Source organism: Streptomyces sp. NPDC030222, from assembly GCF_055573115.1.
Genome location: NZ_JBVICA010000001.1, coordinates 136,461 through 157,323 on the forward strand (window position 1 = coordinate 136,461; position 20,863 = coordinate 157,323).

At 71.6% G+C, this 20,863-nt stretch carries 21 protein-coding genes; 11 read left to right on the forward strand and 10 right to left on the reverse strand.

The genetic code is table 11. From position 1 onward, the window contains the following. Positions 1 to 65 precede the first annotated feature (65 nt). Both ACZ4Z5_RS00530 and ACZ4Z5_RS00535 read left to right on the forward strand, forming a co-directional pair. On the forward strand, positions 66 to 1,076 hold the full coding sequence (locus tag ACZ4Z5_RS00530) for an ABC transporter ATP-binding protein (protein ID WP_468254451.1): 1,011 nt from the start codon (positions 66 to 68) through the stop codon (positions 1,074 to 1,076). Between the two features lie 3 nt (positions 1,077 to 1,079). Further along, entirely contained in the window at positions 1,080 to 1,859 is a 780-nt protein-coding gene (locus ACZ4Z5_RS00535; protein ID WP_468254456.1) for an ABC transporter permease, read from the forward strand. Between the two features lie 531 nt (positions 1,860 to 2,390). Here ACZ4Z5_RS00535 and ACZ4Z5_RS00540 read toward each other — a convergent pair. Next, positions 2,391 to 4,448: a S8 family serine peptidase gene (locus ACZ4Z5_RS00540; protein ID WP_468254459.1), complete on the reverse strand. Its 2,058-nt coding sequence runs from the start codon at positions 4,446 to 4,448 to the stop codon at positions 2,391 to 2,393. A 140-nt stretch (positions 4,449 to 4,588) separates the two neighbouring features. Between ACZ4Z5_RS00540 and ACZ4Z5_RS00545 the strand changes: the two genes are divergently transcribed. The 5 genes from ACZ4Z5_RS00545 (at position 4,589) to ACZ4Z5_RS00565 (ending at position 7,742) form a co-directional block, all read left to right on the forward strand. Then, the gene (locus ACZ4Z5_RS00545) at positions 4,589 to 5,131 is read left to right on the forward strand and encodes a hypothetical protein (RefSeq protein ID WP_468254461.1); all 543 of its coding nucleotides are present in this window, start codon (positions 4,589 to 4,591) and stop codon (positions 5,129 to 5,131) included. 49 nt (positions 5,132 to 5,180) lie between these two features. After that, complete coding sequence (locus ACZ4Z5_RS00550; RefSeq protein WP_468254463.1) at positions 5,181 to 5,723, forward strand: hypothetical protein; 543 nt, start codon at positions 5,181 to 5,183, stop codon at positions 5,721 to 5,723. 91 nt (positions 5,724 to 5,814) lie between these two features. After that, positions 5,815 to 6,702: a COG1361 family protein gene (locus ACZ4Z5_RS00555; protein ID WP_468254465.1), complete on the forward strand. Its 888-nt coding sequence runs from the start codon at positions 5,815 to 5,817 to the stop codon at positions 6,700 to 6,702. A gap of 192 nt (positions 6,703 to 6,894) precedes the next feature. Continuing rightward, entirely contained in the window at positions 6,895 to 7,218 is a 324-nt protein-coding gene (locus tag ACZ4Z5_RS00560; protein ID WP_468254468.1) for a hypothetical protein, read from the forward strand. A gap of 146 nt (positions 7,219 to 7,364) precedes the next feature. Beyond that, complete coding sequence (locus ACZ4Z5_RS00565) at positions 7,365 to 7,742, forward strand: VOC family protein (RefSeq protein ID WP_468254471.1); 378 nt, start codon at positions 7,365 to 7,367, stop codon at positions 7,740 to 7,742. 99 nt (positions 7,743 to 7,841) lie between these two features. Here ACZ4Z5_RS00565 and ACZ4Z5_RS00570 read toward each other — a convergent pair whose 3' ends face one another. The 5 genes from ACZ4Z5_RS00570 to ACZ4Z5_RS00590 are packed head-to-tail and all read right to left on the reverse strand — an operon-like array spanning position 7,842 to position 11,732. Beyond that, positions 7,842 to 8,825: an Rv1681 family radical SAM protein gene (locus tag ACZ4Z5_RS00570; RefSeq protein ID WP_468254477.1), complete on the reverse strand. Its 984-nt coding sequence runs from the start codon at positions 8,823 to 8,825 to the stop codon at positions 7,842 to 7,844. After that, complete coding sequence (locus ACZ4Z5_RS00575; protein ID WP_468254480.1) at positions 8,819 to 9,628, reverse strand: Rv1680 family SBP-like protein; 810 nt, start codon at positions 9,626 to 9,628, stop codon at positions 8,819 to 8,821. Before ACZ4Z5_RS00575 ends, ACZ4Z5_RS00570 begins: the two co-directional genes overlap by 7 nt. Positions 9,629 to 9,639: 11 nt before the next feature. Continuing rightward, the gene (gene fadE16, locus ACZ4Z5_RS00580) at positions 9,640 to 10,764 is read right to left on the reverse strand and encodes an Rv1679 family acyl-CoA dehydrogenase (protein WP_468254482.1); all 1,125 of its coding nucleotides are present in this window, start codon (positions 10,762 to 10,764) and stop codon (positions 9,640 to 9,642) included. Further along, positions 10,761 to 11,165 (reverse strand): Rv1678 family membrane protein, encoded by a 405-nt coding sequence (locus ACZ4Z5_RS00585; protein ID WP_468254486.1) that lies wholly within the window; start codon positions 11,163 to 11,165, stop codon positions 10,761 to 10,763. Before ACZ4Z5_RS00585 ends, fadE16 begins: the two co-directional genes overlap by 4 nt. A 15-nt stretch (positions 11,166 to 11,180) precedes the next feature. Beyond that, a complete protein-coding gene (locus ACZ4Z5_RS00590; protein ID WP_468254489.1) occupies positions 11,181 to 11,732 on the reverse strand; it encodes a DoxX family protein in 552 nt (183 codons plus the stop codon). Between the two features lie 343 nt (positions 11,733 to 12,075). On the opposite strand from ACZ4Z5_RS00590, the gene ACZ4Z5_RS00595 reads away from it, so the two are divergent. Together ACZ4Z5_RS00595 and ACZ4Z5_RS00600 are read left to right on the forward strand one after the other, a co-directional pair. Next, positions 12,076 to 13,260 carry an ABC transporter ATP-binding protein gene (locus ACZ4Z5_RS00595; RefSeq protein WP_468254492.1) on the forward strand — a complete coding sequence of 395 codons (1,185 nt, stop codon included), beginning with the start codon at positions 12,076 to 12,078 and terminating at the stop codon, positions 13,258 to 13,260. Beyond that, positions 13,257 to 14,087: an ABC transporter permease gene (locus ACZ4Z5_RS00600; protein WP_468254495.1), complete on the forward strand. Its 831-nt coding sequence runs from the start codon at positions 13,257 to 13,259 to the stop codon at positions 14,085 to 14,087. The genes ACZ4Z5_RS00595 and ACZ4Z5_RS00600 overlap by 4 nt, the downstream gene beginning before the upstream one ends. A 66-nt stretch (positions 14,088 to 14,153) precedes the next feature. On the opposite strand, the gene ACZ4Z5_RS00605 is transcribed toward ACZ4Z5_RS00600, so the two are convergent. Next, entirely contained in the window at positions 14,154 to 14,483 is a 330-nt protein-coding gene (locus ACZ4Z5_RS00605) for an ATP/GTP-binding protein (protein ID WP_468254497.1), read from the reverse strand. Positions 14,484 to 14,669: 186 nt separating this feature from the next. On the opposite strand from ACZ4Z5_RS00605, the gene ACZ4Z5_RS00610 reads away from it, so the two are divergent. Further along, positions 14,670 to 15,719, forward strand: coding sequence for an LLM class flavin-dependent oxidoreductase (locus tag ACZ4Z5_RS00610; protein WP_468254499.1), 1,050 nt, complete (start codon positions 14,670 to 14,672; stop codon positions 15,717 to 15,719). 324 nt (positions 15,720 to 16,043) lie between these two features. Here the strand turns inward: ACZ4Z5_RS00610 and ACZ4Z5_RS00615 are convergent, their stop codons facing one another. Next, positions 16,044 to 16,436 (reverse strand): SCO5389 family protein, encoded by a 393-nt coding sequence (locus ACZ4Z5_RS00615; RefSeq protein ID WP_385418850.1) that lies wholly within the window; start codon positions 16,434 to 16,436, stop codon positions 16,044 to 16,046. A gap of 284 nt (positions 16,437 to 16,720) precedes the next feature. Between ACZ4Z5_RS00615 and nucS the strand changes: the two genes are divergently transcribed. Then, positions 16,721 to 17,392, forward strand: a complete 672-nt coding sequence (nucS, locus tag ACZ4Z5_RS00620; RefSeq protein WP_468254504.1) for an endonuclease NucS — start codon at positions 16,721 to 16,723, stop codon at positions 17,390 to 17,392. A 90-nt stretch (positions 17,393 to 17,482) separates the two neighbouring features. Here nucS and ACZ4Z5_RS00625 read toward each other — a convergent pair whose 3' ends face one another. Together ACZ4Z5_RS00625 and ACZ4Z5_RS00630 are read right to left on the reverse strand one after the other, a co-directional pair. Continuing rightward, entirely contained in the window at positions 17,483 to 20,167 is a 2,685-nt protein-coding gene (locus ACZ4Z5_RS00625; RefSeq protein WP_468254507.1) for an ATP-binding protein, read from the reverse strand. Between the two features lie 287 nt (positions 20,168 to 20,454). Continuing rightward, positions 20,455 to 20,778 carry an STAS domain-containing protein gene (locus tag ACZ4Z5_RS00630; RefSeq protein WP_468254510.1) on the reverse strand — a complete coding sequence of 108 codons (324 nt, stop codon included), beginning with the start codon at positions 20,776 to 20,778 and terminating at the stop codon, positions 20,455 to 20,457. Positions 20,779 to 20,863: the final 85 nt, after the last annotated feature.

Here is a 20,863-nt window from a genome sequence, read left to right on the forward strand (position 1 = left end):
GACGTTCACGGAAAGCCCCCCGCCAGCGGTGGCGGGGGGCTTTTCGCCGCTCTAGCGTAAGCGGCATGATCGAGGTCGAGGATCTCACCAAGCGCTTCGGTTCCCTGACGGCGGTCGACCGTCTCTCCTTCCGGGTGCGGCCCGGTGTGGTGACGGGCTTTCTGGGGCCGAACGGGGCCGGCAAGTCCACGACGATGCGGATGATGCTGGACCTGGACATCCCGACCGGCGGGTCGGTCCGTATCGACGGCAGGCACTACCGCGAACTCGACGAACCCCTCCGGCACATCGGGGCGCTGCTCGACGCCCGGGCCATGCACGGCGGGCGCACCGCCTACAACAATCTGCTGTGTCTCGCGCAGAGCAACCGCATCCCGGCGAGCCGGGTGTCCGAGGTCCTGGATGTCGTCGGACTGACCTCGGTCGCCCGGAAGAAGGTCAAGGGTTTCTCACTCGGCATGGGTCAGCGCCTCGGGATCGCCTCCGCGCTGCTGGGTGATCCGGAAATCCTCATGTTCGACGAGCCGGTCAACGGTCTGGATCCCGAAGGAATTCACTGGATCCGCAATTTGATGAAGAGTCTTGCCGCGGAAGGCCGCACGATCTTCGTATCCAGTCATCTGATGAGCGAAATGGCACTGACCGCGGATCACTTGATCGTGATCGGCCAGGGCAGGCTGCTGGCCGATACGTCGATGGCCGATTTCATTCAGCAGAACTCCCGCAGCTATGTGCGGCTGCGTTCGCCGCAGCCGGAGCGGATGCGTGACGTGCTGGCCTCGGCCGGACTGACGGCCGTGATGACCGGGAGCGGGGCGCTGGAGGTGGACGGCGCGACCACCGAGCAGCTGGGCGAACTGGCCGCCCGCCACCAGGTGGTGCTGCACGAGCTGAGTGCCCAGCGGGCGTCGCTGGAGGAGGCGTTCATGCGGATGACGGCGGGCGCGGTGGAGTACCACGCGCACGAGCTCGACGACGGCCGCGCACCCGCCGCGGCCCCTCCCCCGCGGCGCTGGGGCGAGAGCTACGAGCGTCAGTGGCGCGGCGGGAGCAGCACCGACGAGGGAAAGGTCTGAGCCATGGCGTCCGTGCCTGCCGTTCTGCGGTCCGAGTGGACCAAGATCCGCACGGTGTCCTCCACGGTCTGGACGCTGGCGAGCGCGCTGGTGGTGACGGTGGCGCTGAGCGCGGGGCTGTGCGCGCTGACGAGGGCCCGGTTCGACGATCTCTCCGCCCTCGAACGGGCCACCTTCGACCCGACGCTCGTCAGCTTCTCCGGCATGGTGCTCGGCCAGCTGGCGATGGTGGTGTTCGGGGTGCTGGTGGTCGGTACGGAGTACGGCTCCGGCATGATCCGCACCTCCCTGGCGGCCGTACCGCAGCGCTCGACGTTCCTCTTCAGCAAGATCGCCGTGGCCTCGGTGCTGGCCCTGCTGGTCGGAATGGCCACGAGCTTCCTGGCCTTCTTCCTCGGGCAGGCGCTGCTGGGCGACCATCGCACCGGCATCGGTGAGCCTCATGTGCTGCGCGCGGTGATCGGCGGCGGCCTGTACATGACGCTGATCGCGCTGTTCTCGATGGGTGTGGCGGCGATGCTGCGCAGCTCGATGCTGTCGCTGGGCATCCTGATGCCGTTCTTCTTCCTGATCTCGCAGATCCTGTCCGCGGTGCCGGGCGCCAAGGAGGTCGCGCGGTACTTCCCCGACCAGGCCGGCTCCAAGATCATGCAGGTGGTGCCGGGCGCGATGAACAGCGGCTCCGCCCCCTACGGCCCCTGGGGCGGGCTCTCGATCATGGTGGGGTGGGTGGTCGCGGCGGTCCTCGGGGGGTTCGTGGTACTGCGGAACCGGGACGCTTGACGGGCCCGGGGCCCTCCGGAACCGCGATGCAGAAGGGACACCGGCCGCTGCGGACCGGGGCCACGGACGACCCGGCGGCCGGGCTGTGAGCAATCAGAGACTGCCTCGCCGAACCACCGGTGGGCAGGGCAGACTGCCGATGCATACCAGCGGATCGGGGAGTCCGGCGCTCAAACGGCCCGGCTGACGCGGGACATGCCGCCGGCGGCCCCGACGGCAGCCGGCCGCTGAAGGCGACGACAGCCTACACCGACCCGGCTCGCCGTCGGCGGGCGTCCCCGCCCAGCCGGCCGAGCCCGTCGCGGCGCGGGTGGCGCCGTGGCCGGGCCGCCCCCGGCTTCCGCCGGGGCGCGAGCACCTGGTCGTCACGGCTCCCCGCAGACCGGGAGAAGGAGTACGTGGCGGCGACGGTTCAAGGCCGCTGCGTACACCTGGACTCCCAAGTGCAGGATGCGCCGGAGCAAGCCGTCCGTGACCGGATGGGGAAGCCCCCGGCGCGACAGGGCCCGCGGGGAGGCCGTCGCCCTGGAATCAGCCGGTGACCTTTCCGGTGGTGACCAGGGCGAAGTCAGCGTCGGTCTCGGGGGTCTCCACGTGTGCGTCCGCGTTGACCTGGCTGGCGATGACCTCGATCGTCCAGGTGCCGGCGGCCGGGGCTTGGATGAACACGTTCTCGACGGTGTCGACCGTGTTCGCGGCGCCACCCGGCGTTGACCAGTTGCCTGCTGCGAGTCCGTTGTTCCCCCAGTACACGGTGCCGTCCGGGGCGGTGAGCTTCAGGGTCAGGTCGTTGACCCGCGCCTGGGCCGCCGATGGCGAGCCCATCGGGTCGGTGTAGACCATCGTCGCTTTCAGCGGCTGGCTGCCGTCGGTGGTCAGTGTGTATGTCGCGGTCTGGCCCTGCGTCAGCACGTCGGTCTCGTTGACCAGGATCGGCAGCCGCCAGTTGTTGCCCTGCGCCTGCTGGTACAGGTTGCCGGCGCCGGCCGTACCCCAGCCCTGCTTCATGCGGGCCAGGTCGTGGGACTCGCCCGTGAAGGAGTACTGGTCGGCCGAGTTGAGCAGCAACGCCTTCGCGGTGGCGGCATGTGGCCGGGACGCGAAGACGTCACGGTTCAGACCGGGGCCGCCCTCGAAGACTCCGTCGGCCCACATCTGGTGGATGAGGCCCGCGTAGCCGCAGGTGATCGGGGCGGAGGCGCTGGTGCCGTTGAACGTGCCGGTGTAGGCGGTGTCGCTGCCGCTGGCGGTGGTGAAGACCGCGTCGTAGTAGTTCGACAGATCGGGCTTGATCCGCCCGTCCGCGGCCGGGCCGATGCTCGCGCCGCCGTCCCACGCGTCATCGGTGCGCAAGACGGTGTCGTAGTGGTGGACGCCACCGACGGACACCACGTTCTTCGCCCACGCCTCCGGCCGGGCGGAGCGGTTGCCGCTGTTGCCCTGGGACTGGCAGATCAGGATGTCGTGGTCGAAGGCGATGTCGTCCAGCGCCGCCGACGTCGCGTTGTAGCTGTACGTCAGCGCGCTGCCCCAGCTGTTGGACTGGAACACCGCCCGGTACGGGCCTGCCGGGTCGACGAGCTGGGCGGTGTGCGCCCACCGGTCGGACACCAGGCTGCGGGCGGCGAAGACGGGCTGCGCGTGGGGGAGCAGACCGCGGGCGGTGGCGTTGACTCCGGAGGCGAAGATCTGCCCGTACGTCGAGGTGCCGTGGCTCGTGCTGGTGGTGTTGGCGGTGTGCATGATCGGCGGGAACGCCGCGAACTCCTGGTGTGTGGTGCGCAGCCCGGTGTCCATCACCTCACCGCGTACGCCTTGGCCTAGGTAGCCCTGCGCGGTCTCGACCGCGTTGGCGCCGCCCGCGATGCGGGCGTTGTCCATGTCGTCTTCGGGTGCCGTCCAGACGTCGAGCGCGAGCACCGCGTCCAGGTGTGCCACGGCAAGCGCCTGTGCCGGCTCCAGGGTTGCCTCGACCAGTTGTGTGCTCGCCGATGTGACGTGCACGCTCCCACCGATCCTGGTGATCCGCTCGACCATCGCCCGCTGGTCGGCGGCGTTCGGTTCCACGAGCGTGATGAGATACCGCCGGGTCCTCGACGGGACGGCCCCGCCTTCGAGCTTGTCGCCCGCGTCGTACGGGCCGACCCATCGCACGTACCGCAGCGCAGCGACCCGCCCCCGGGTCGCTGCGTCCATGCGCACCACGTACGTCGCGTCGGGAATGTAGGCGCCGATCCGGGCACCGAGGCCCTCCAGCTCGGCGCGGTGGCTGTCGAGCAGCGTGGTCGCGAACTGGACCAGATACGCGCTGCCACCCTCCGTCCGCAGGTTTCCCCCCGGCCGGGTGCGTTCCCCCTCCGGCGTGGTCGGATCGAAGGTACGGGTACGCAGCCGGATCAGTGTGGGTCCCGGGCGCTTCGGGCTCCACCGCGGGCTGTCGTTGCGATTCAGGTGGTCATGGGTGGCACCGGCGAGCGAGGTCGGTGCCGCGTGGCCGTGGCGTGCCGGCACGGACAGGGCGGGACTTGCGGAGGCAGCCAGGGCCAGGGCGAGGACGGTGTACGTCGCGGTGCGTGCGGAGTTACGCATGGGGCTCCTGGACGACGATCCGCCGAGGGTGCGGATACGCGAAACGGTCGAGGAATGCTAACCGCTCACAGACAGGCAGAAACCGCCTGAAAGAGTGATGACGGATCAAAAGCACCCACAGGGGTCTCTATAGTCGCCGCGTGCAGATGCTGTGGACGCTTATGGGCGTCGGGGCGGCGGTCCTGGTGGCGGTGCTGCCCGGCGCGGCGGCGCCGGCGGCGAGCCGCGACGTGGAACGCGTCGCGCAACAGCCGGACGTCCTGTCGATCACCGTGCCGGCCGCGGTGAATCTCGGCTCGACCTTCCCCGGTTCGTCGATCAGCCGGCAACTCGGTGAAGTCCGGGTGTCGGACGGGCGGGGCGGGCAGAACGCGGTCTGGACCGCGACGGTGACGGCGACCGACTTCACCACGCCCGGCGGCGGCGCCGCCCGGCAGATCCCCAGGGACCGGTTCTCCTACTGGTCGGGCCAAGCCACCAGGACCACCGGCCCCGGCACCCGAGTACCGGGCCAGGCCACGAGCGCCCAGGCGCAGAGCCTGAGCGTCCCGCGTACTGCTTTCGCCAAGACGTCGGGCAACGGGACCAACACCACCGCGTGGCAGCCCACGTTGATCCTCGCGGTGCCGGCGGCCGCCGTGGGCGGCACCTACACCGGGACGGTCACCCACTCGGTCGCATGACCCATGTCGCAAGCCAGTATTTCGCGACATACCCAACTATGGTGATTAAGTGCGCAGAAGAGCATTGCTTTCGTGTGTCGTCATCCTCGGGGTCGGCGCGACGTCGCTGCCTGCGGTCGCCCAGCCGTCGGGGGACACCACCGTAACGTTCACCGTGTCGACGTCGAACCTCACGATCGAGGTGCCCGCCTCGCGCGACCTCGGGTCCGGGTTCCCGGGGCAGACGGTCAGTGGTCAGCTCGGCACCGTGACGGTGAACGACCAGCGAGCCGCGGCGAGCGCCACGTGGACAGCGTCGGTGATCTCGACGCAGTTCGACACCGGAACGGACGCACCCGCCGAGATCATCCCGCCGAACCTGGTGGACTACTGGTCCGGGCAGGCGACCGCCACCACCGGCACCGGCACCTTCGTGCCCGGCCAACCCACGCGTGCCGACCGGCAGAGCCTGCAACAAGTACGCACCGCGTTCTCCAAGACCTCGGGCAGCGGAAACAACAGCGCGAGCTGGAACCCCACCCTCGAGATCACCATCCCAAGCGACGCCATCGGCGGGTTCTACAGCGGGACGGTGACCCATTCGGTGGCGTGAGCCCGCTGGCGGACTGCTCCTTGCCGCCTCACTGCTCGTCGGACCGGTCGCGCCCGCGGCCGCAGAAGCGCCCCGGCCGGCATCGGGCGACGTGAGCGTCGGCATCCGGATCGTCGACGCGCCGGTCAGCCGCCGCGACGACGAGCGTGCCCACCGCTACATCATCGACCACGTCAGACCGGGCGAGCGGATTCGCAGGCGGATCGCGGTCACCAACCTGTCGGACACGCGACACCGCGTCCAGCTCTACCCCGCGGCCGCGGCCGTCGGCAGACACGGCTTCACCTTCGCTCCCGGCCGTACCGGCAACGAGCTCACCAGCTGGGTGACGCTCAAGCCCGGCGAACTCGTCCTGGCGCCCGGCGAGACAGCCAGAGTGCAGACCGAGATCACCGTGGCAGGCGATGCCACCGGCGGCGAACACTACGGTGTCCTCTGGGCGGAGATCAGCCCCAAGCACGACTCCTCGCAGCAGGTACGCAACGTGGCCCGCGCCGGGGTGCGCATCTATCTGTCCGTCGGGCCGGGCGGAGAACCGCGGTCGGACTTCCGCATCGAGGATCTGACCGCCGCCCGCACCGCGGACGGCGTACCGATGGTCACAGCCCGAGTGAGGAACACCGGCGGGCGGGCCCTCGACCTCGCGGGCAAGCTCACCCTGTCCAACGGCCCAGGCGGGCTGTCCGCAGGCCCGTTCAACGTCAAGGCAGACACCCTCGGCCCGGGCCGCTCGATGCTGGCGAAGACCACACTCGACCCACGGCTGCCGGACGGCAGGTGGACCGCACGACTCACCCTCACCAGTGGACTCGTCAAACGACAGACCAGCGGCCGCATCGCCATCGGCACGCGGCAGCAGGCCACCCAGCGCGGCGGGAGCACCTCGATGGCCACGCTCACGGTCGGCAGCCTCGTTTCGGTTGCCGTGACAGCTCTGCTCGCCACCTACGCATACCGTCGCCGCAACCGCTCCCACTGACGAGCCCACACCCGCGGGAGCAGTGCTCGCGCGACGGCCAACCGCGCAGGTGTGGCCACGCATGTGACAGGCCCACCCGGCGGGCTGCCAGGGGTGCATCGTGATCCGTGCGATATCCAGCCGAGCTGGTACCGCGGGCCCGCTGGTGCGACGGTGACCGGACTGTGCTCTCTACCGATACCGAGGCCCGTCATGTCCGGTCTGCCATTCTTCGCCCCCTGGCTGGTGCCGGCCTCCCTGCTCTGGGCGATGCTGCCGTTCCTCTGTCCCCGGCAGCGGCGGACGGGCATCGTCGTCGCCGTCTCGCACCTCATCGGGACGCTGGCGATTACACAGCCCTGGACCGAGAACTGGTACTGGGATGTCGGGTGGTGGCTGATTCTCGTCTTCGGGCAGGGCACGCTTGTTGCGCTGGGGCGGTTGGCCTTCGAGATCAGCCTGCTCGGCGCCCGTCGCCGCCGCGCGGCGCCCCGGTCCCCGGATAGCGACCCGGTGGCGGCCCAGCCCGGGTCGTGAACCGGACCACGCGCTCCACGGATCCCCCGTCCGAGGACGTGCAGGGCGATGTCGGCCGGCAACCGGGAGATCGGTGAGCCCCAAGTCCCGGGGTGCACCGATCCAATGCCTCGCGGGCGTCCGGCCTGGCGATCTACGATGATCGGATGCTGACGTTCACCGATGTCATCCTCGACTGCCCCGACCCCTGGAAGCTGGCCGAGTTCTATGCCGAGCTGCTGGGCTGGGAGATCAACACCGACATCAGCCAGAAGGACTGGGTCAACCTGCGCAACGACGGCGTCGAGCTGTCGTTTCAGCGAGTGGAGAACTACCAGCGGCCCAGCTGGCCGGGCCAGGAGCATCCGCAGCAGTTCCACCTCGACTTCGAAGTGGACGAGTTCGAGCCCGAGCAGCGCCGGGTGGTCAAGCTGGGCGCCACCCTCCAGAAGAGCTTCGTCGGCGAGTCCGGCTACGGCTGGCAGGTCTACACCGACCCGGCCGGGCATCCGTTCTGCCTGTGCCGCAACCCTCCCCGGTCCTGACCGCACACGACGAGGGACCGCCCCGGCTGCGAACGGAGCCGGGGCGGCTGCTCATTTCCGGCCGGCGATCCGCGTCCCGCCACGGCAGGGGGTGTGCATTCATGCGCAGGGGAATGTGCGGGCGGCCGCGTCGGCCTGTCGCCGGTAGGCGCGGAACCTTGCCTGTACGAGGTCGATGGCGGCGTCGAGGGGAAAGATGTCGCGGGTGACGAGCTGTTCGTCGTTGTCGGCTCCGACAGGGTGCCAGTAGACGCCGTCGGCGGTGATGGTGACTTCCGGAACCAGGGTTTCCACGGTGAGTTCCAGGCCGTCGTCCGCGGCGCCCTCGTGGGCGAGCGGGCGGACCACCTGGTGCTGGCGGGGGATGCCGAGCGAGTCGAGGAACGACCGCAGTTCGCTTTCCTCGTGCCGGTCGTCGGTGGTGAGCGTGGCGGCCACCCGTACGGTGAAGCCCTCGGCGACGGCGGTGCGGATACCGGCGACGGCCTTGGCCCAGGTGCCCTTGCCCCGGTGGGAGTCGTGCAGGCCGGGGGTGGCGGAGTCGAGGCTGATCTGCAGGGCGAGCCGGTCGCGGGGCATCGCCCGGAGCATCTGGAGCCGGTGGCCGCGGAAGAGCATGCCGTTGGTGAGCAGGGTGGTGGGCAGCGCGGCGGTGCACGCGGAGACGATCCGGTCGAGGTCGGGGAGGATGAACGGTTCGCCGCCGGTGAGGAGGATCTCGGCGACTCCCGCGGCTGGGGCGGCCTTCGCGATCTGCTGGACCCGGTCCACGCCCAGGGCCCGCCGCGCCGTCTGCGGTGACGATCGTGCGCAGCAGTAGTCGCAGGCGAGGTTGCAGTCGAAGTTGGTGTAGAGCCACAGCCGCGCCCCGGGGCGGCGGTCCGGGGGCAGGGCCGCGATCGGGTCCGGAGGATGGCCCCTGCGGACCGTAATGCTCTTGGCGTCCGCGGAGACGAGGGTGTTGCCGGTGCGTTCACACCAGGCGGCGGCGAGTCGGGCCTCGCCCGGTGCGGCGAGAGGGAGCGTGATGGTGTCGCCTTCCGCTGTGGCGGAGAGCTTCTCGACGAGGTCGAGGATCACCATCGGGACGGGATCTCCTGTTCCTCCACTGCCTGGAAGATGTCGGCGTAGCCGTCGAGTCGGGGGTGTACCCAGCGGCGGAGACCTTCCAGTTCCAGGATCCGCCGGTGCCCGGGGTCGTTCCAGTCCATGGCCAGCAGGTGCGCGGTCCAGGCGTCGGCGCGGTCCGCATCGAGGCTGTCGAGTGCGGTGAAGTTGCAGTGGCAGTAGGCGGGGCTGGTCCAGAACGACTCCAGGGCGTTGGGCATCAGTTCGTCCCGCCCGATGGATTCCCAGGTGGTGATGCCGATCGCGGCGGCGTCGGCCTCGCCGTCGAGCACCGCTCGGACCGCGTCGAGCTCGCTGCGGCCGGTGTCCCCGTGCTTTCCCAGGTCGCTGTCGATGCGCAGGAGCTCCACGTCCCCGTCGGCGATGTCCTCGCGGCGCAGGTAGTACATCGGCAGGATGGCCGCCTGTGCGGAGTCACGGCTGCCCAGCGCCAGCCGCCGTCCCCTGAGGTCGGCGGGACTCCGCAGGCCGGCCCCCGCCCGGCAGACCAGGTGGCTGCGGAAGGCCAGGTCCGTGTCGCGCATGGCCAGTGCGCGGGCGCGGTCGCCGACCTGGAGCACGGTGCGTACCCAGGCCAGGTTGGTGTTCCAGGCGATGTCGATGGTTCCCGCAAGCAGTGCGTCGACCTGGCGGCCGTAGTTGGAGAACAGTACGAAGTCCATCTCGACGGGGGCTGCGCGGTAGTAGTCGCGGATGCCTTCCCAGATGGGCACGACGTTGGGGGTGTAGGCCACGGCGCCGAGCAACAGTGGTTCCATGCCGTCTCCTCTCAACCGAACACCGGCTGGCCGGTGATGGCTTTGCCGTAGAAGTCGTACAGCGCGTCGGCGGTGGGGGCCATGACGTGGCCGGCCCGGGCGTCGCGGAAGTACCGCTCGATGGCCAGGTGGTGGGAGAACGCGGCGCCGCCGCACACCCGCATGGCGTCGTCGGTGACGGTCAGGGCGGTGTCGTTGGCCAGGGCCTTGACCCCCAGGACGTACAGCGGGGTGTTCTCGTCGGGTGCGGCGATGCTCGCCGCCGCGGCGCGCAGGTAGGCGCTCGCGGACTCCAGCTGCAACGACATCCGGGCCAGTCGGGCGCGGATGGTGGGCAGTTCGGCGAGGGTCTGGCCGGTGTGCTGGAGCGTGGCACCCGTGGTGTGCCGTACGGCGGCCTGCAGGGCGGCCCGTGCCAGGCCCAGCGAGACGGCGGCGTTGCCCAGATTGAACCAGGGCATGACCGTCTGCGTCATCACGTCGAGCCCTTTGCCGGCCGGGCCGAGGCGCGTGGTGTCCGGCGCCGTCACGTCGAACCGCATCGGTGCGGACGCGTTGCCGCGCATCCCGAGACCGCGGAACGAACCGGTGACACTCACCCCTGACGCGTCTGCGTCCACGGCGAACAGGTCGACCGTGCCGGGCTTGTCCGCCGACAGCACGGAGGTGACATAGAGCTGTGCGTGGCCGGCGGAGGTCACCCAGCTCTTGTCCGCGGTGAACCGCACCTCGTGGCTGCCGTTGCGTGAGGCCTGCGACATCGGCGCCCAGAAGTGCGAGCGGGAGCCGGGCTCGCTGAACGCCAGTGTGGCGAGCGTGCTGCCGGTGGCCAGAGCCGCTGGCAGTGACCGCAGCCCGGAAGCAGGCGCGGCCAGCACCGTCACCGAAGCGGAGACGTGCATCAGGTAGACCATGGCCGTCGATCCGCAGGCGCCGGCCAGCTCGGCCGTGACCTGCGCGAACTCCTCCGGACCGGCTCCCAGCCCGCCCTCCTGCACGGGAAGGGTCAGGCCCAGCAGCCCGGAGGACCCCAGAGCCGCTACCGCCTCCGCGGGGAACCGGCCGTCCGTATCGACACCGGGGGCGTGCTCCGCGGCGGTGGCCAGCACCGGCTGCAGCAGTCTGTCGACGTTCATGGGGCATCGTGCCTTTCGGCGGCGGGGGTGCGCTCAGGCGCTCCGGGATGCGGCACCGTGGCGAGGCCGAGGGCGAGCAGTCCGACGGCGAAGCCGAGGAGCAGGGCCACGGTCGAGCCGTCCCCGCCGAGGAGGTTCGAACCGGTCCAGCCGATCTGCACCAGTTGCAGGGCCGCGGCCGCCAGGAAGCCCGCACCTGCCAGCACGATCAGCACCCATAGGGCCAGGAGTCCCGCCGTGATGGCCACAGCGGCCAGAACCAGCAGGACCAGGGTTCCGGCGCCGCCCAGCGTGACGATCCCCCAGGGGGGTGAGCCGACGATTCCCAGGACGCTGCTCGCTGCGGCGCCCAGACCGAGACCGGTGGCTGTTCGGGCGATGGGTGGGGGGGCAGTGTGCATGGGATTCCTTCTTGGTCACGACGCGGCGAGCAGTACCCGCGACACTCGGCCGCGACGCTGCCGCCAGACAGGGCGCAGCGCGCCGTCCACGCCGAAGGCGCGTCCCGCCGCAGTGGCCAGCAGCGCGAGGTGTACGGCGTACATCAGGAAGTACGACCAGAACCACTCGTGCGGGGTGTTCAGCACGGAGAAGGTGATCGCGGTCGTCTGCAGCAATCCGACCAGCGCCCAGAACCGGGTGGCCAGGCCCACCAGCAAGAACGCGCCGAGGCACGCCTCGACGGCGAAGGCGCCCCAGGCGAAGACCACGAAATTCGGAATGAACACATGCTCGACCAGCCACGCCCAGGGAGCGAAGACCTCGTTGTCCACCCCTTTGAGTGTCCAGTCGTACAGGTCACGCGGGGGAGTGGTCTTGTCTCCGAAGCTCGGCGGATGCTTCCAGGAAAGATTCTGGATCCACAGCAGAGCGACCGTGACACGGCAGACAGCCAGGAGCACGCGCGAGAACCGGGAAGAGCCCAGTGGCTCCGGGCCGGAGGCCGTGTACCCGTTCGTCACGTCCATGGGGAGCGACCTCTGATCCTGCTTTGCGGACTCGGGATGATCCGCTGCCGTACTCCGATCCACTCACGCCCGCCGACGCGCCGCAAGCCGCCTCGTCCGTACGGAACAGGAACGGCTCAGTAGTGCTACACGGCGCCGGGGCCCGGAGCCGCCCGCAGCGACGTTCCCAAGGGGCGGTAAGGGGACATCGGACCTGCCGGCCAGCCCGCGGGGAGCACTCGTCGGCCCTCCGTCATCCTTTGGCCGGAACCATCGGGCCCTGGATATCCTCCTAGTCCTTACGGGGAAGTCCGCCCAGCGATGACCGCCCCGACGAACCGCACACCGTCGATGGGGCTGGAGAATGATCGAGGCAGTCGGCCTGACCAAGCGCTACGGCGCCCAGACGGCCGTGGACGACCTTTCCTTCCAGGTGCGGCCCGGTGCCGTCACCGGCTTCCTCGGCCCGAACGGCGCCGGCAAGTCGACGACGATGCGGATGATCCTCGGCCTGGACCAGCCGACCGCGGGGCGGGTCACCATCGGCGGCCGCGCCTTCCGCGACCACCCCAACGCGGCCCGGGAGGTCGGTGCGCTGCTGGACGCCAAGGCGGTGCACGGCGGCCGCAGCGCCCGCAACCATCTGCTGTGCCTCGCCCAGCTGTCCGGCATCCCGGCCCGCCGGGTCGACGAGGTGCTCGGCGTGGTCGGCCTCCAGGACGTCGCCGGGAAGCGCTCCAAGGGGTTCTCGCTCGGGATGGGCCAGCGCCTGGGCATCGCCGCGGCACTGCTCGGCGACCCGCAGGTGCTGCTCTTCGACGAGCCGGTCAACGGGCTCGACCCGGAGGGCATCCTGTGGGTCCGCACCCTGATGAAGTCGCTCGCCGCCGAGGGCCGCACGGTGTTCGTCTCCTCGCACCTCATGAGCGAGATGGCACTGACCGCCGACCATCTGATCGTGATCGGACGCGGCCGGCTGCTCGCGGATCTGAGCGTGAAGGAGTTCATCTCCCGGAACTCCGCCGACTTCGCCCGGGTGCGCACACCGCGGGGCGCGCCGGAGCAGCGGGAGAAGCTGACGGCCGCGCTCACCGAGGCGGGCGGGCGCGTGATGCCGGAGCCGGACGGCGCGCTCCGGGTGACCGGGCTGCCCCTGCCGCGGATCAGCGAGCTCGCGCACGGCGCGGACGTATTGCTGTGGGAGCTGTCCCCCCACCAGGCGTCGCTGGAGGAGGCGTACATGCGCATGACGCAGAACGCCGTGGACTACCGCTCCATGGACGACCCCAGGGCGGGCCTGCAGGAACTCCCGTCGGACGGGTACCTGCACCAGGAGTACGCCCCGCCGGTGATCCCCGATGTGCCGCAGGAGGGGTGGTTCCCGCCGCCGCCCCCGCAGCCGGGCGCCGGCGAGCCGTTCGTGAACCCCTACGCGACACCGGCCGCCGATTCCTCCGCGGGCCCGGCCCTCCCCGCCGTTCCGGCGTCCGGCCCGGCACCCGTCCAGGACCCGACCAAGCCCGAGAGCAGCAACGAGGACGTCCGATGAGCAGCACCCCGACCACTCCCCGCCGGCCGGCCGCGCCCGCTGTGTACACCTCGCCGATCCCGGTCCGCCCCACCCACCTCGGGCACGCGATCGTCTCGGAGTGGACGAAGATGCGGTCGGTCCGCTCCACCATGTGGACGATCGGCCTCATGATGGCGCTGGTGATCGGCATCGGGCTGCTCGCGATCACCCAGACCGACGAGAACGACTACACCGGCGCCCCGGTGACCTTCCCCGCCCTGTTCGGTCTGATGCTGGGCCAGGTGTGCGTGATCACGCTGGGCGTGCTGGTGATCTCGTCCGAGCACGGCACCGGCATGATCCGGACGACCCTCACCGCCTCCCCGCTGCGCTGGCGGGTGCTCGCCGCCAAGCTGATCGTGTTCGGGACCCTCGCGTTCACCACGATCGCGGCTTCGGTCCTGCTGGTCGGCCTGACCGCCGCAGCAGTGCACAGCGGGCCCGAGACAGCGGGGACGACCGGTGCCCAGTGGGTCGGCGCGGTGATCGGCGCCAGTCTCTACGTGACCCTGCTCGGGCTGCTCGGGCTCGCCGTGGGGTCGATGCTGCGGCATTCGGCGGGTGCGGTCACGACCATGCTCGCCGTGGTGCTGGTGCCCGCCGTGATGCCGGCGTTCCTGATGGTCTGGGAGTCGACCCAGGGCCTGGCGGAGACGATCATCGACTACAGCGCCCCCAGGTCACTGCTGGCCCTGTTCCACTTCCCGGGCGAGGGGAACGGCGTCAAGCAGCTGCTCTTCCTGGCCGTGGTGACCGCCGTCGCGATCGCCGGCGCGTTCGTCCTCCAGGAGAGGCGCGACGTCTGACGCGGGCGAGGCCCGACACAGCGGACAGACGGCCTACGGCGCGTGCCGGAGGGCCGAGGGCCGCCCTCAGCGGCGCGGGGCATTGCGGGACCGCTGCACCCTGGAGGTGCGGCGGTCCTTCGCGTTCCAGCACGCCTTGTGCCAGTGCCGGCGGTCGTCCACCCCGCCGTACTCGGGCCACGCCACCACATGCGGAACGCCCGAGGGGATCTCCTGGTCGCAGCCGGGGCAGCGGTAGCGCTTGCCGGCCGCGCTCGCGCCGCTCACATGACGCACCGACCAGTCCTCGCCCTGCCAGCTCTCGGAGCTCTGGAACCCGCCGTACCGTCCGCCCTCGCCGCCGTCCGGCTCGATCGGGTTCTGGCCGCCTCGGGGGCGGTTGCGGCGCGGGGACACGGTTCACCTCACGGGGGCGGTCCGGAACGGGGTTCCCTCCAGCCTACGGGCAGCCGCGAGGGGTACCCGACGGCTGGTTACCGGAAAATCGCAAGAACTTCGCCCGCGGCCGTTGCCTTTGGCACGTGTCAGACGTTGTTGCCATCGGGGGAGTGAGCCGCGTCGGCCGCAAGGAGGCTAAAGGCGATGCGTGTTGGAGCTTGTGGGGTTGGAATCTTCGTACTGGCAGCCCAGTTCCCGGGGCAGGGGCAGGGGGAGGCATTGCACCGGGCGGTGCGGTCCGCCGAGGTGGCGGAGGAATCGGGACTCGACTCGGTGTGGCTGGCCGAGCACCACTTCGTACCGTACGGAGTGTGCCCGTCGGCCGTCACGCTCGCGGCCCTGCTGCTCGGCAGGACGCAGCGGATCCGGGTCGGCACGGCGGTGAGCGTGCTGCCCTCCGCCCACCCCGTGGCACTGGGCGAACAGGCCGCGCTGCTGCACCTGACGTCCGGCGGGCGGTTCTCGCTCGGGGTGGGGCGCGGCGGCCCCTGGGTCGATCTGGAGGTCTTCGGCGCCGGTCTCGCGGCGTACGAGGAGGGGTTCCCCGAGTCCCTGGACCTGCTGTTGCGCTGGCTGAACGAGCCCCGGGTGGGGGCGGACGGGGAGCGGTACCGGTTCCGTGACGTCGCGGTGGTGCCCCGGCCGGACGAGGTGCTGGGCGAGCCCGCTCCGGCCGGCCCCGAGGTCGTCGTGGCCTGCACGTCCCCGTCGAGTGTGCGGCTGGCCGCCCGGCGGGGGCTGCCCATGCTCCTCGGGATGCATTGCGGTGACGAGGACAAGGCGGAAATGGTCGCACTGTGGCGCAGGGAGGCGCGCGCGGCCGGCCATGCGCCGGAGGTGATCGCGGGCGCCGGGCACGTTTCGGCCGGAGTGGCGCAGATCGCCGACACGACCGAGGAGGCCGTGGAGACGCTGGCCAAGGCGATGCCCGGGTGGCTGAGGCAGGGCCTGGACGCGCATGTGACGATCGACGGCCGGCAGCGGTCCATGCGCGACCCGGCTGCGTACACGGAACTCCTCTGCGGCCTGCACCCGGTGGGCACCCCCGGGCTCGCCGCCGACCGGCTGGCCGCCACGGCGGAGCGGACGGGCATCACGCGCTTCGCCCTGCTCGTGGAGGGGTCGGGCGATGTGGCGGCGACGGAGGAGAACGTCCGCAGGCTCGGGGCCGAGGTGCTTCCGGCGCTCGGTTGAGCGCGGCGGCGAGCGGGCCGACCGGGCGGGGCCGACTGCCCCGGTGGTCGGTGCGCCGCCGATGACGGCGCCCGCGCGCACGGTCGGCCGGGCGGGCGTGCCCCGGTCGGCGCGGCTGAGCCCGGCCGGCTGTGCGCGGTGGCCGCACGGTGCCGGGCGAGGTCGGCTGCACGCGGACGACCGCGCCGCCGTGCGGTGATGAAGCCGTGCCGGGACCCGCGCCCGGCACCCCAGGGAGCCGCCCCGTCCGAAGCGCCCCATGGAGCGCTGCCGCCCCGTCGCGCCGGTGCTCCTCCGCACCTGCGGAGCGGCAGCGAAGACGTCTCAGCAGTCCCGCAGTTCCGGGGACTGGTTCAGCAACTGGGCCCGCACCGAAGTGAAGCGGGCCAGCCGCTCGTCCACCGACGGGTCCAGCGGGAACACCGCGACACGGTGGCAGTTCTGGAATGCCAGGCGCACGCCGAAGTGCCGCTGCAGCGCTCCGCGGATGGCGTCACTGGCCAGCGCGCGGAGCAGCTGACCGCGAGCCTGCTCGTCCGGCGGCGGCGTCTGGTTGTCGGCGAACTCCCCGCCGTCGACCTTCAGCTGGGCCACCAGAGAGCTGATCATCTCCCATGCGTAGGGCAGGGAGGTCCGGACGCAGTCGACGAAAGCGGCTTCGTCGACCTCGCCTCGCTCGGCCTGCTCCAACAGTGCCGGTGAGACGTCGAGCGACATGGGTTCTCCTCTCGCGACCCCGGTTCACGGGGCCTTACGGGCAGGGAAGGAGACCGACGACGCAGCGTGCCCGGTCGACGACCTCCTGCATCCACCGTACGGGTGGTGTCCGGACCGCACCAGGAGAATGGGCACACAACCGGCCAATAACGAACGGGGACAAGAAGGACGACCCGCAGCACCACGCACAGGGGCGACCCGAAGGGTCCCGGCCAGCAACGGCCACCCCGCCCCGGTCGGGGAGAATCGCGTGAACCGCCGGACGTCGAGTAGCGTTGCGGACCATGCGTCTCGTCATCGCCCGCTGCTCCGTGGACTACGCGGGCCGGCTCACCGCCCATCTGCCCTCAGCGCCCCGCCTGATCCTGGTCAAGGCGGACGGCAGCGTCTCCATCCACGCGGACGACCGCGCGTACAAGCCGCTCAACTGGATGTCGCCACCGTGCACGCTCAAGGAGGAGACCGAGGACGGCGTCGGCGTGTGGACGGTCGTCAACAAGGCGGGCGAAAAACTGATCATCACGATGGAGGAGGTCCTCCACGACTCCTCGCATGAACTCGGGGTGGACCCCGGGCTCATCAAGGACGGCGTGGAAGCACACCTCCAGGAGCTCCTCGCCGACCGGATCGAGACACTTGGCGAGGGTTACACCCTCATCCGGCGCGAGTACCCCACGGCGATCGGCCCCGTGGACATCCTCTGCCGGGACGCCGACGGCGAGACCGTCGCGGTGGAGATCAAGCGGCGTGGTGAGATCGACGGTGTGGAGCAGCTGACCCGCTACCTCGAACTGCTCAACCGGGACCCCCATCTCGCGCCGGTGAAGGGCGTCTTCGCGGCCCAGGAGATCAAGCCGCAGGCGCGGGTGCTGGCCACGGACCGCGGCATCGGGTGCGTGGTGCTGGACTACGACGCGATGCGCGGCATCGAGGACGACAAGCTGCGCCTGTTCTGACGCAGGCGTCCACTTCGGACGCCGACGTCCGGCGTACCCAGGGCTCGGCCCCCGGCGGGATCACCTGCCGGGGGCCGAGCCGTAGGTGCGTCAGCCGCTCGCCCCGCCCACGGTCGTCCCCTCGCCGTCGGCGACGGCTGCGCTCTCGCTCGCGGCTCCGTCGGACGTTCCTGCCGATTCGGTGCCCTCCGTGCTGCCGGTACTGCCGCCCGTGGGGTCGGGCGGCGGGCTGGAGGTCGGCGGCTGGCTGGTGACGGGCGGCGTCGTCGGCGGCTCGGAGGTCGTGGGCGGCGTCGTCGGCGGCTTGGTGACCGGGGGCCGGGTGGGCGGGCGGGTGGAGCCGCCGGTGGTGTTGCCACCGGTGCCCGGGGAGGTGGATCCGCCCGTGGTGGTCCCGCCGCCGGGCGAGGTGGGATCGCCGGTCTCCCCGGTCGCGCCGGACGCCCCGGCCGTACCGGTCCTACCGGGGTGCGCCGGGCCGGTGGCGCCGGGAGCGGGGGCGGCGTCGTCGTCCCCGTCGCCGCCGGGGACGGGAACGGGGTCCTGGCCGGGGTGGTCGGCGGTCCCGCCGACGTCCCCGCCGCCGTCGGTCGTCTGCTCGGAGGTCACGCTGTTGGCGGGGCGGTCCTCGCTGCCGGAGGTGGCGCCCACGGTGACGACGGTGCCGAGCACGCCGACGAGCAGCACGCCCGCACCCACGGCGACCATGTTGCGCCGTGCCGCGCCGATCACCGTGCGGCCGAAGCCCTGCTTGCCGGTCTTCTCCGACGCGGTGTGCGGGGTCGCGAGGGTGGTCGCCGCGGCGGGTGTCCGGTCGGCGGCCACGGGTATGCCGCCGGCCGGGGTGCGTCCGGCGGTCCCGGTCCGCTGTGCGGCGGATCCGAGGCCGGGGACCCGGGAGGCGTTGTTCCGGGCGCCGAAAGCGCCCGTCGGGAGCGGGCCGGGGAGCACGCCCGATGCGGCCGGGCGCTGCGCGGCCGTTCTGCCGGTGGCCGGTCCGCCGGGTGCGCCCCGCTTGCCCGGCGCGAGGGGAGCGGCCGTGGCGGGACCGTCGGCCCCGCGTTCCCTCGTGCGGTCGGCGACCAGGGCCAGGGCGCGGCGGCCCGCGACCGTGCCCCTCTTGTCGGCGAGCGCACCGCGCAGCGCGATCGACGCCTCCAGTTCGGCGCGGGCCCGGTCGAGGTTCCCGGCGCAGAGTGCGAGGACGCCCAGTTCGTGGTGGAAGTACGCCTCGTAGGCGACCTCACCGGTGAGCCGGGCGGCCTCGGAGCCGAGCCGCAGCATCCGCTCCCAGGCGCCCCAGTGCAGTCCCGCTGCGAAGGCCGGAGCGGCGCCGCGGGCGAGCTCCACGGCGGTGGCGGCGTGCTCGTCGGCGGTGCCGGGCACGAGGGCGTTCATGGCGGCGAGGACGGCGTCGGCCTCGCCGGTGACCCTTTCGGGGCCCACCGAGGGGTGGCCCGCCCACCAGGCGTAGTGCTTGCCGGCGGTGTGCGCGCGGGCCGCGGCATCCTCTCCCCCGTAGCCGGCGGCCTCCAGCTGGGTCATGACGCCGGCGGCGAGCCGGTAGTGGGAGCCGACGGGTGACAGCAGTCCGCTGCCGAGGAGTTCGCCGAGCGCTGCGTCGGCGTGGGTGTCGCCGACCAGGGCGGGCAGATGCGCCTGGTGGGGCATCTCGCCGCCGAGGGCGACTGCGAAGCGGAGCGCGGTGCGGGCTGAGGCACTGAGCCGGGAGGCGAGCAGGGCGACCGGGGCGACGCCGTCGGCGAGCGTGGGCAGCGGGACGTCCTGGGGGGCGTCGGCGTCGATCGGCGCGTCGACCGGAGGGTTCTCGAAGTAGTCGAACTCCTCGAGGGCGTCGGGGTCGGCGCGCAGGGCGTCGCGCTGCCGCAGCAGGGCGCCGGCCTGGATGAACCGCAGGGGCAGGCCCTCGGACTCGAACCAGAGGTCACCGGCCCAGTTGGACTCCGCCTCGGTGAGCGTCCGGCCGACGACGTGGGCCAGCAGCTCCACGGACGTCTTGCGGTCGAGTCCGCCGAGGAAGATCTCCTCGACCTCGGAGTCGTCGGAGGGCGCCGGGACGTCCGGGGTGACGGCGAGCACGAAGGCGCACTCGGGCGCGGCGCCGACGAGTTCGTCGAGTGCGGCTCCGCCGAGCTCCAGGTCGTCGAGGAGGACCACGGCGCCGATGCGCCGGACGTGGGCGAGCAGCTCGTCGCGGCCGAGCCGGTGCAGGGGTGCCTTGTGGACGGCGGTGAAGAGGTCGTCGAGCAGTTCGGCGGCGGTCCTGCGGTAGCCGGAGAGCCGAACGACGCCGTCGGGGGCGAGGTCGGCGCAGTCGGCGGCGACGGCGTCCAGCAGGGCGGTGCGTCCGGATCCGGCGGGTCCGGTGAGGCGTACGGAGCGGCCGCGGGAGAGCAGCCGGACGAGCCGTTCGCGTTCCTCGTCGCGCTGCAGCAGGGGCGGGCGGGGAGCGGCGGGGCCGGGGGGTACGGGCGGTGTTCCGGCGCGCAGCAGCTCGGCGCGTTCGGCGGCGTCGTGGCGTACGGGCGGCGCGGGGCGGCCGGTCGGCGGGCAGGCTTCTATCTCGCTGCCGTCGACGGGGTTGACCGTGACGAGGAAGTCGCCGGAGACGAGCTGCACGGTGCGGACCGGTCCGGCCGTGGACGGGCCGCCTGCGGTGGACGCGAGCGGATCGCGCGGGGGACGTGCCGCAGGCGCGCCGGAGTCGGCGTTGTCCTGTGCAAACTCTTCCGGTCCCCGGTCCTTCGGGTCCATGGTCGACGCCCCCAGGTGCGTTGCGTGCCGTATGCCCCTCCCGGCCTTGCGCACGTGCCGCCGTCGCTTCTGGTCCGGTGCCCGCCGGGTGGGTGCTCATGGGGCGGGCGTCCGAACATTAGACGTTCCGGCGGGATCCGGGAACAGCCGGGGTGCCGCAGCGCCCAAGACGTCACAGTCTCGAGAGGAATGTGCCCGGGGCGGTGTTCACATCCGGTTCACAGTCGTGACGAACTCGTGTTCACACGCGGCGCCGGCCGGCCATGGTCGGCCGGGCGCCGCCGGGTTCAGACCCTGGGCAGGCTGTCCGCCGCGATCCCGCCTTCGATCGCGAGGATGCGGTGGAGGCGGGTCGCGACGAGCAGCCGCTGCATCTGGGGCGGCACACCGCGCAGCACGAGCCGGCGGCCGGCCCGCCCGGCCCTGCGGTGTGCGCTCATGATCACGCCGAGTCCGGTCGCGTCCCAGGAGTCGAGCGCGGTCAGGTCGAGCACGAGGTCCCCGACGCCGCCGTCGAGGGCCGCTTGGAGGGCCGTCCGGGCGTCCGCCGCGCTCCGGACGTCGAGGCGGCCCCCGACGACCAGCTCGCTGTGGTCGCCCTTGATGTGCATGACTGCTCCCCAGGATGTCTCGTACTTCCGCGTACTCCGAATGTTCGTCCCGCAACAACTGACTGTCCCCAGGACAGCCAGGTTG

Bases quoted from the DNA above. Each gene is read 5' to 3' on its own strand.
- ACZ4Z5_RS00530 (WP_468254451.1), top strand. From the start codon at position 66: ATGATCGAGGTCGAGGATCTCACCAAGCGCTTCGGTTCCCTGACGGCG.
- ACZ4Z5_RS00535 (WP_468254456.1), top strand. From the start codon at position 1,080: ATGGCGTCCGTGCCTGCCGTTCTGCGGTCCGAGTGGACCAAGATCCGC.
- ACZ4Z5_RS00540 (WP_468254459.1), bottom strand. From the start codon at position 4,448: ATGCGTAACTCCGCACGCACCGCGACGTACACCGTCCTCGCCCTGGCC.
- ACZ4Z5_RS00560 (WP_468254468.1), top strand. From the start codon at position 6,895: ATGTCCGGTCTGCCATTCTTCGCCCCCTGGCTGGTGCCGGCCTCCCTG.
- ACZ4Z5_RS00565 (WP_468254471.1), top strand. From the start codon at position 7,365: ATGCTGACGTTCACCGATGTCATCCTCGACTGCCCCGACCCCTGGAAG.
- ACZ4Z5_RS00570 (WP_468254477.1), bottom strand. From the start codon at position 8,825: ATGGTGATCCTCGACCTCGTCGAGAAGCTCTCCGCCACAGCGGAAGGC.
- ACZ4Z5_RS00575 (WP_468254480.1), bottom strand. From the start codon at position 9,628: ATGGAACCACTGTTGCTCGGCGCCGTGGCCTACACCCCCAACGTCGTG.
- fadE16 (WP_468254482.1), bottom strand. From the start codon at position 10,764: ATGAACGTCGACAGACTGCTGCAGCCGGTGCTGGCCACCGCCGCGGAG.
- ACZ4Z5_RS00585 (WP_468254486.1), bottom strand. From the start codon at position 11,165: ATGCACACTGCCCCCCCACCCATCGCCCGAACAGCCACCGGTCTCGGT.
- ACZ4Z5_RS00590 (WP_468254489.1), bottom strand. From the start codon at position 11,732: ATGGACGTGACGAACGGGTACACGGCCTCCGGCCCGGAGCCACTGGGC.
- ACZ4Z5_RS00595 (WP_468254492.1), top strand. From the start codon at position 12,076: ATGATCGAGGCAGTCGGCCTGACCAAGCGCTACGGCGCCCAGACGGCC.
- ACZ4Z5_RS00600 (WP_468254495.1), top strand. From the start codon at position 13,257: ATGAGCAGCACCCCGACCACTCCCCGCCGGCCGGCCGCGCCCGCTGTG.
- ACZ4Z5_RS00610 (WP_468254499.1), top strand. From the start codon at position 14,670: ATGCGTGTTGGAGCTTGTGGGGTTGGAATCTTCGTACTGGCAGCCCAG.
- ACZ4Z5_RS00615 (WP_385418850.1), bottom strand. From the start codon at position 16,436: ATGTCGCTCGACGTCTCACCGGCACTGTTGGAGCAGGCCGAGCGAGGC.
- nucS (WP_468254504.1), top strand. From the start codon at position 16,721: ATGCGTCTCGTCATCGCCCGCTGCTCCGTGGACTACGCGGGCCGGCTC.
- ACZ4Z5_RS00625 (WP_468254507.1), bottom strand. From the start codon at position 20,167: ATGGACCCGAAGGACCGGGGACCGGAAGAGTTTGCACAGGACAACGCC.
- ACZ4Z5_RS00630 (WP_468254510.1), bottom strand. From the start codon at position 20,778: ATGCACATCAAGGGCGACCACAGCGAGCTGGTCGTCGGGGGCCGCCTC.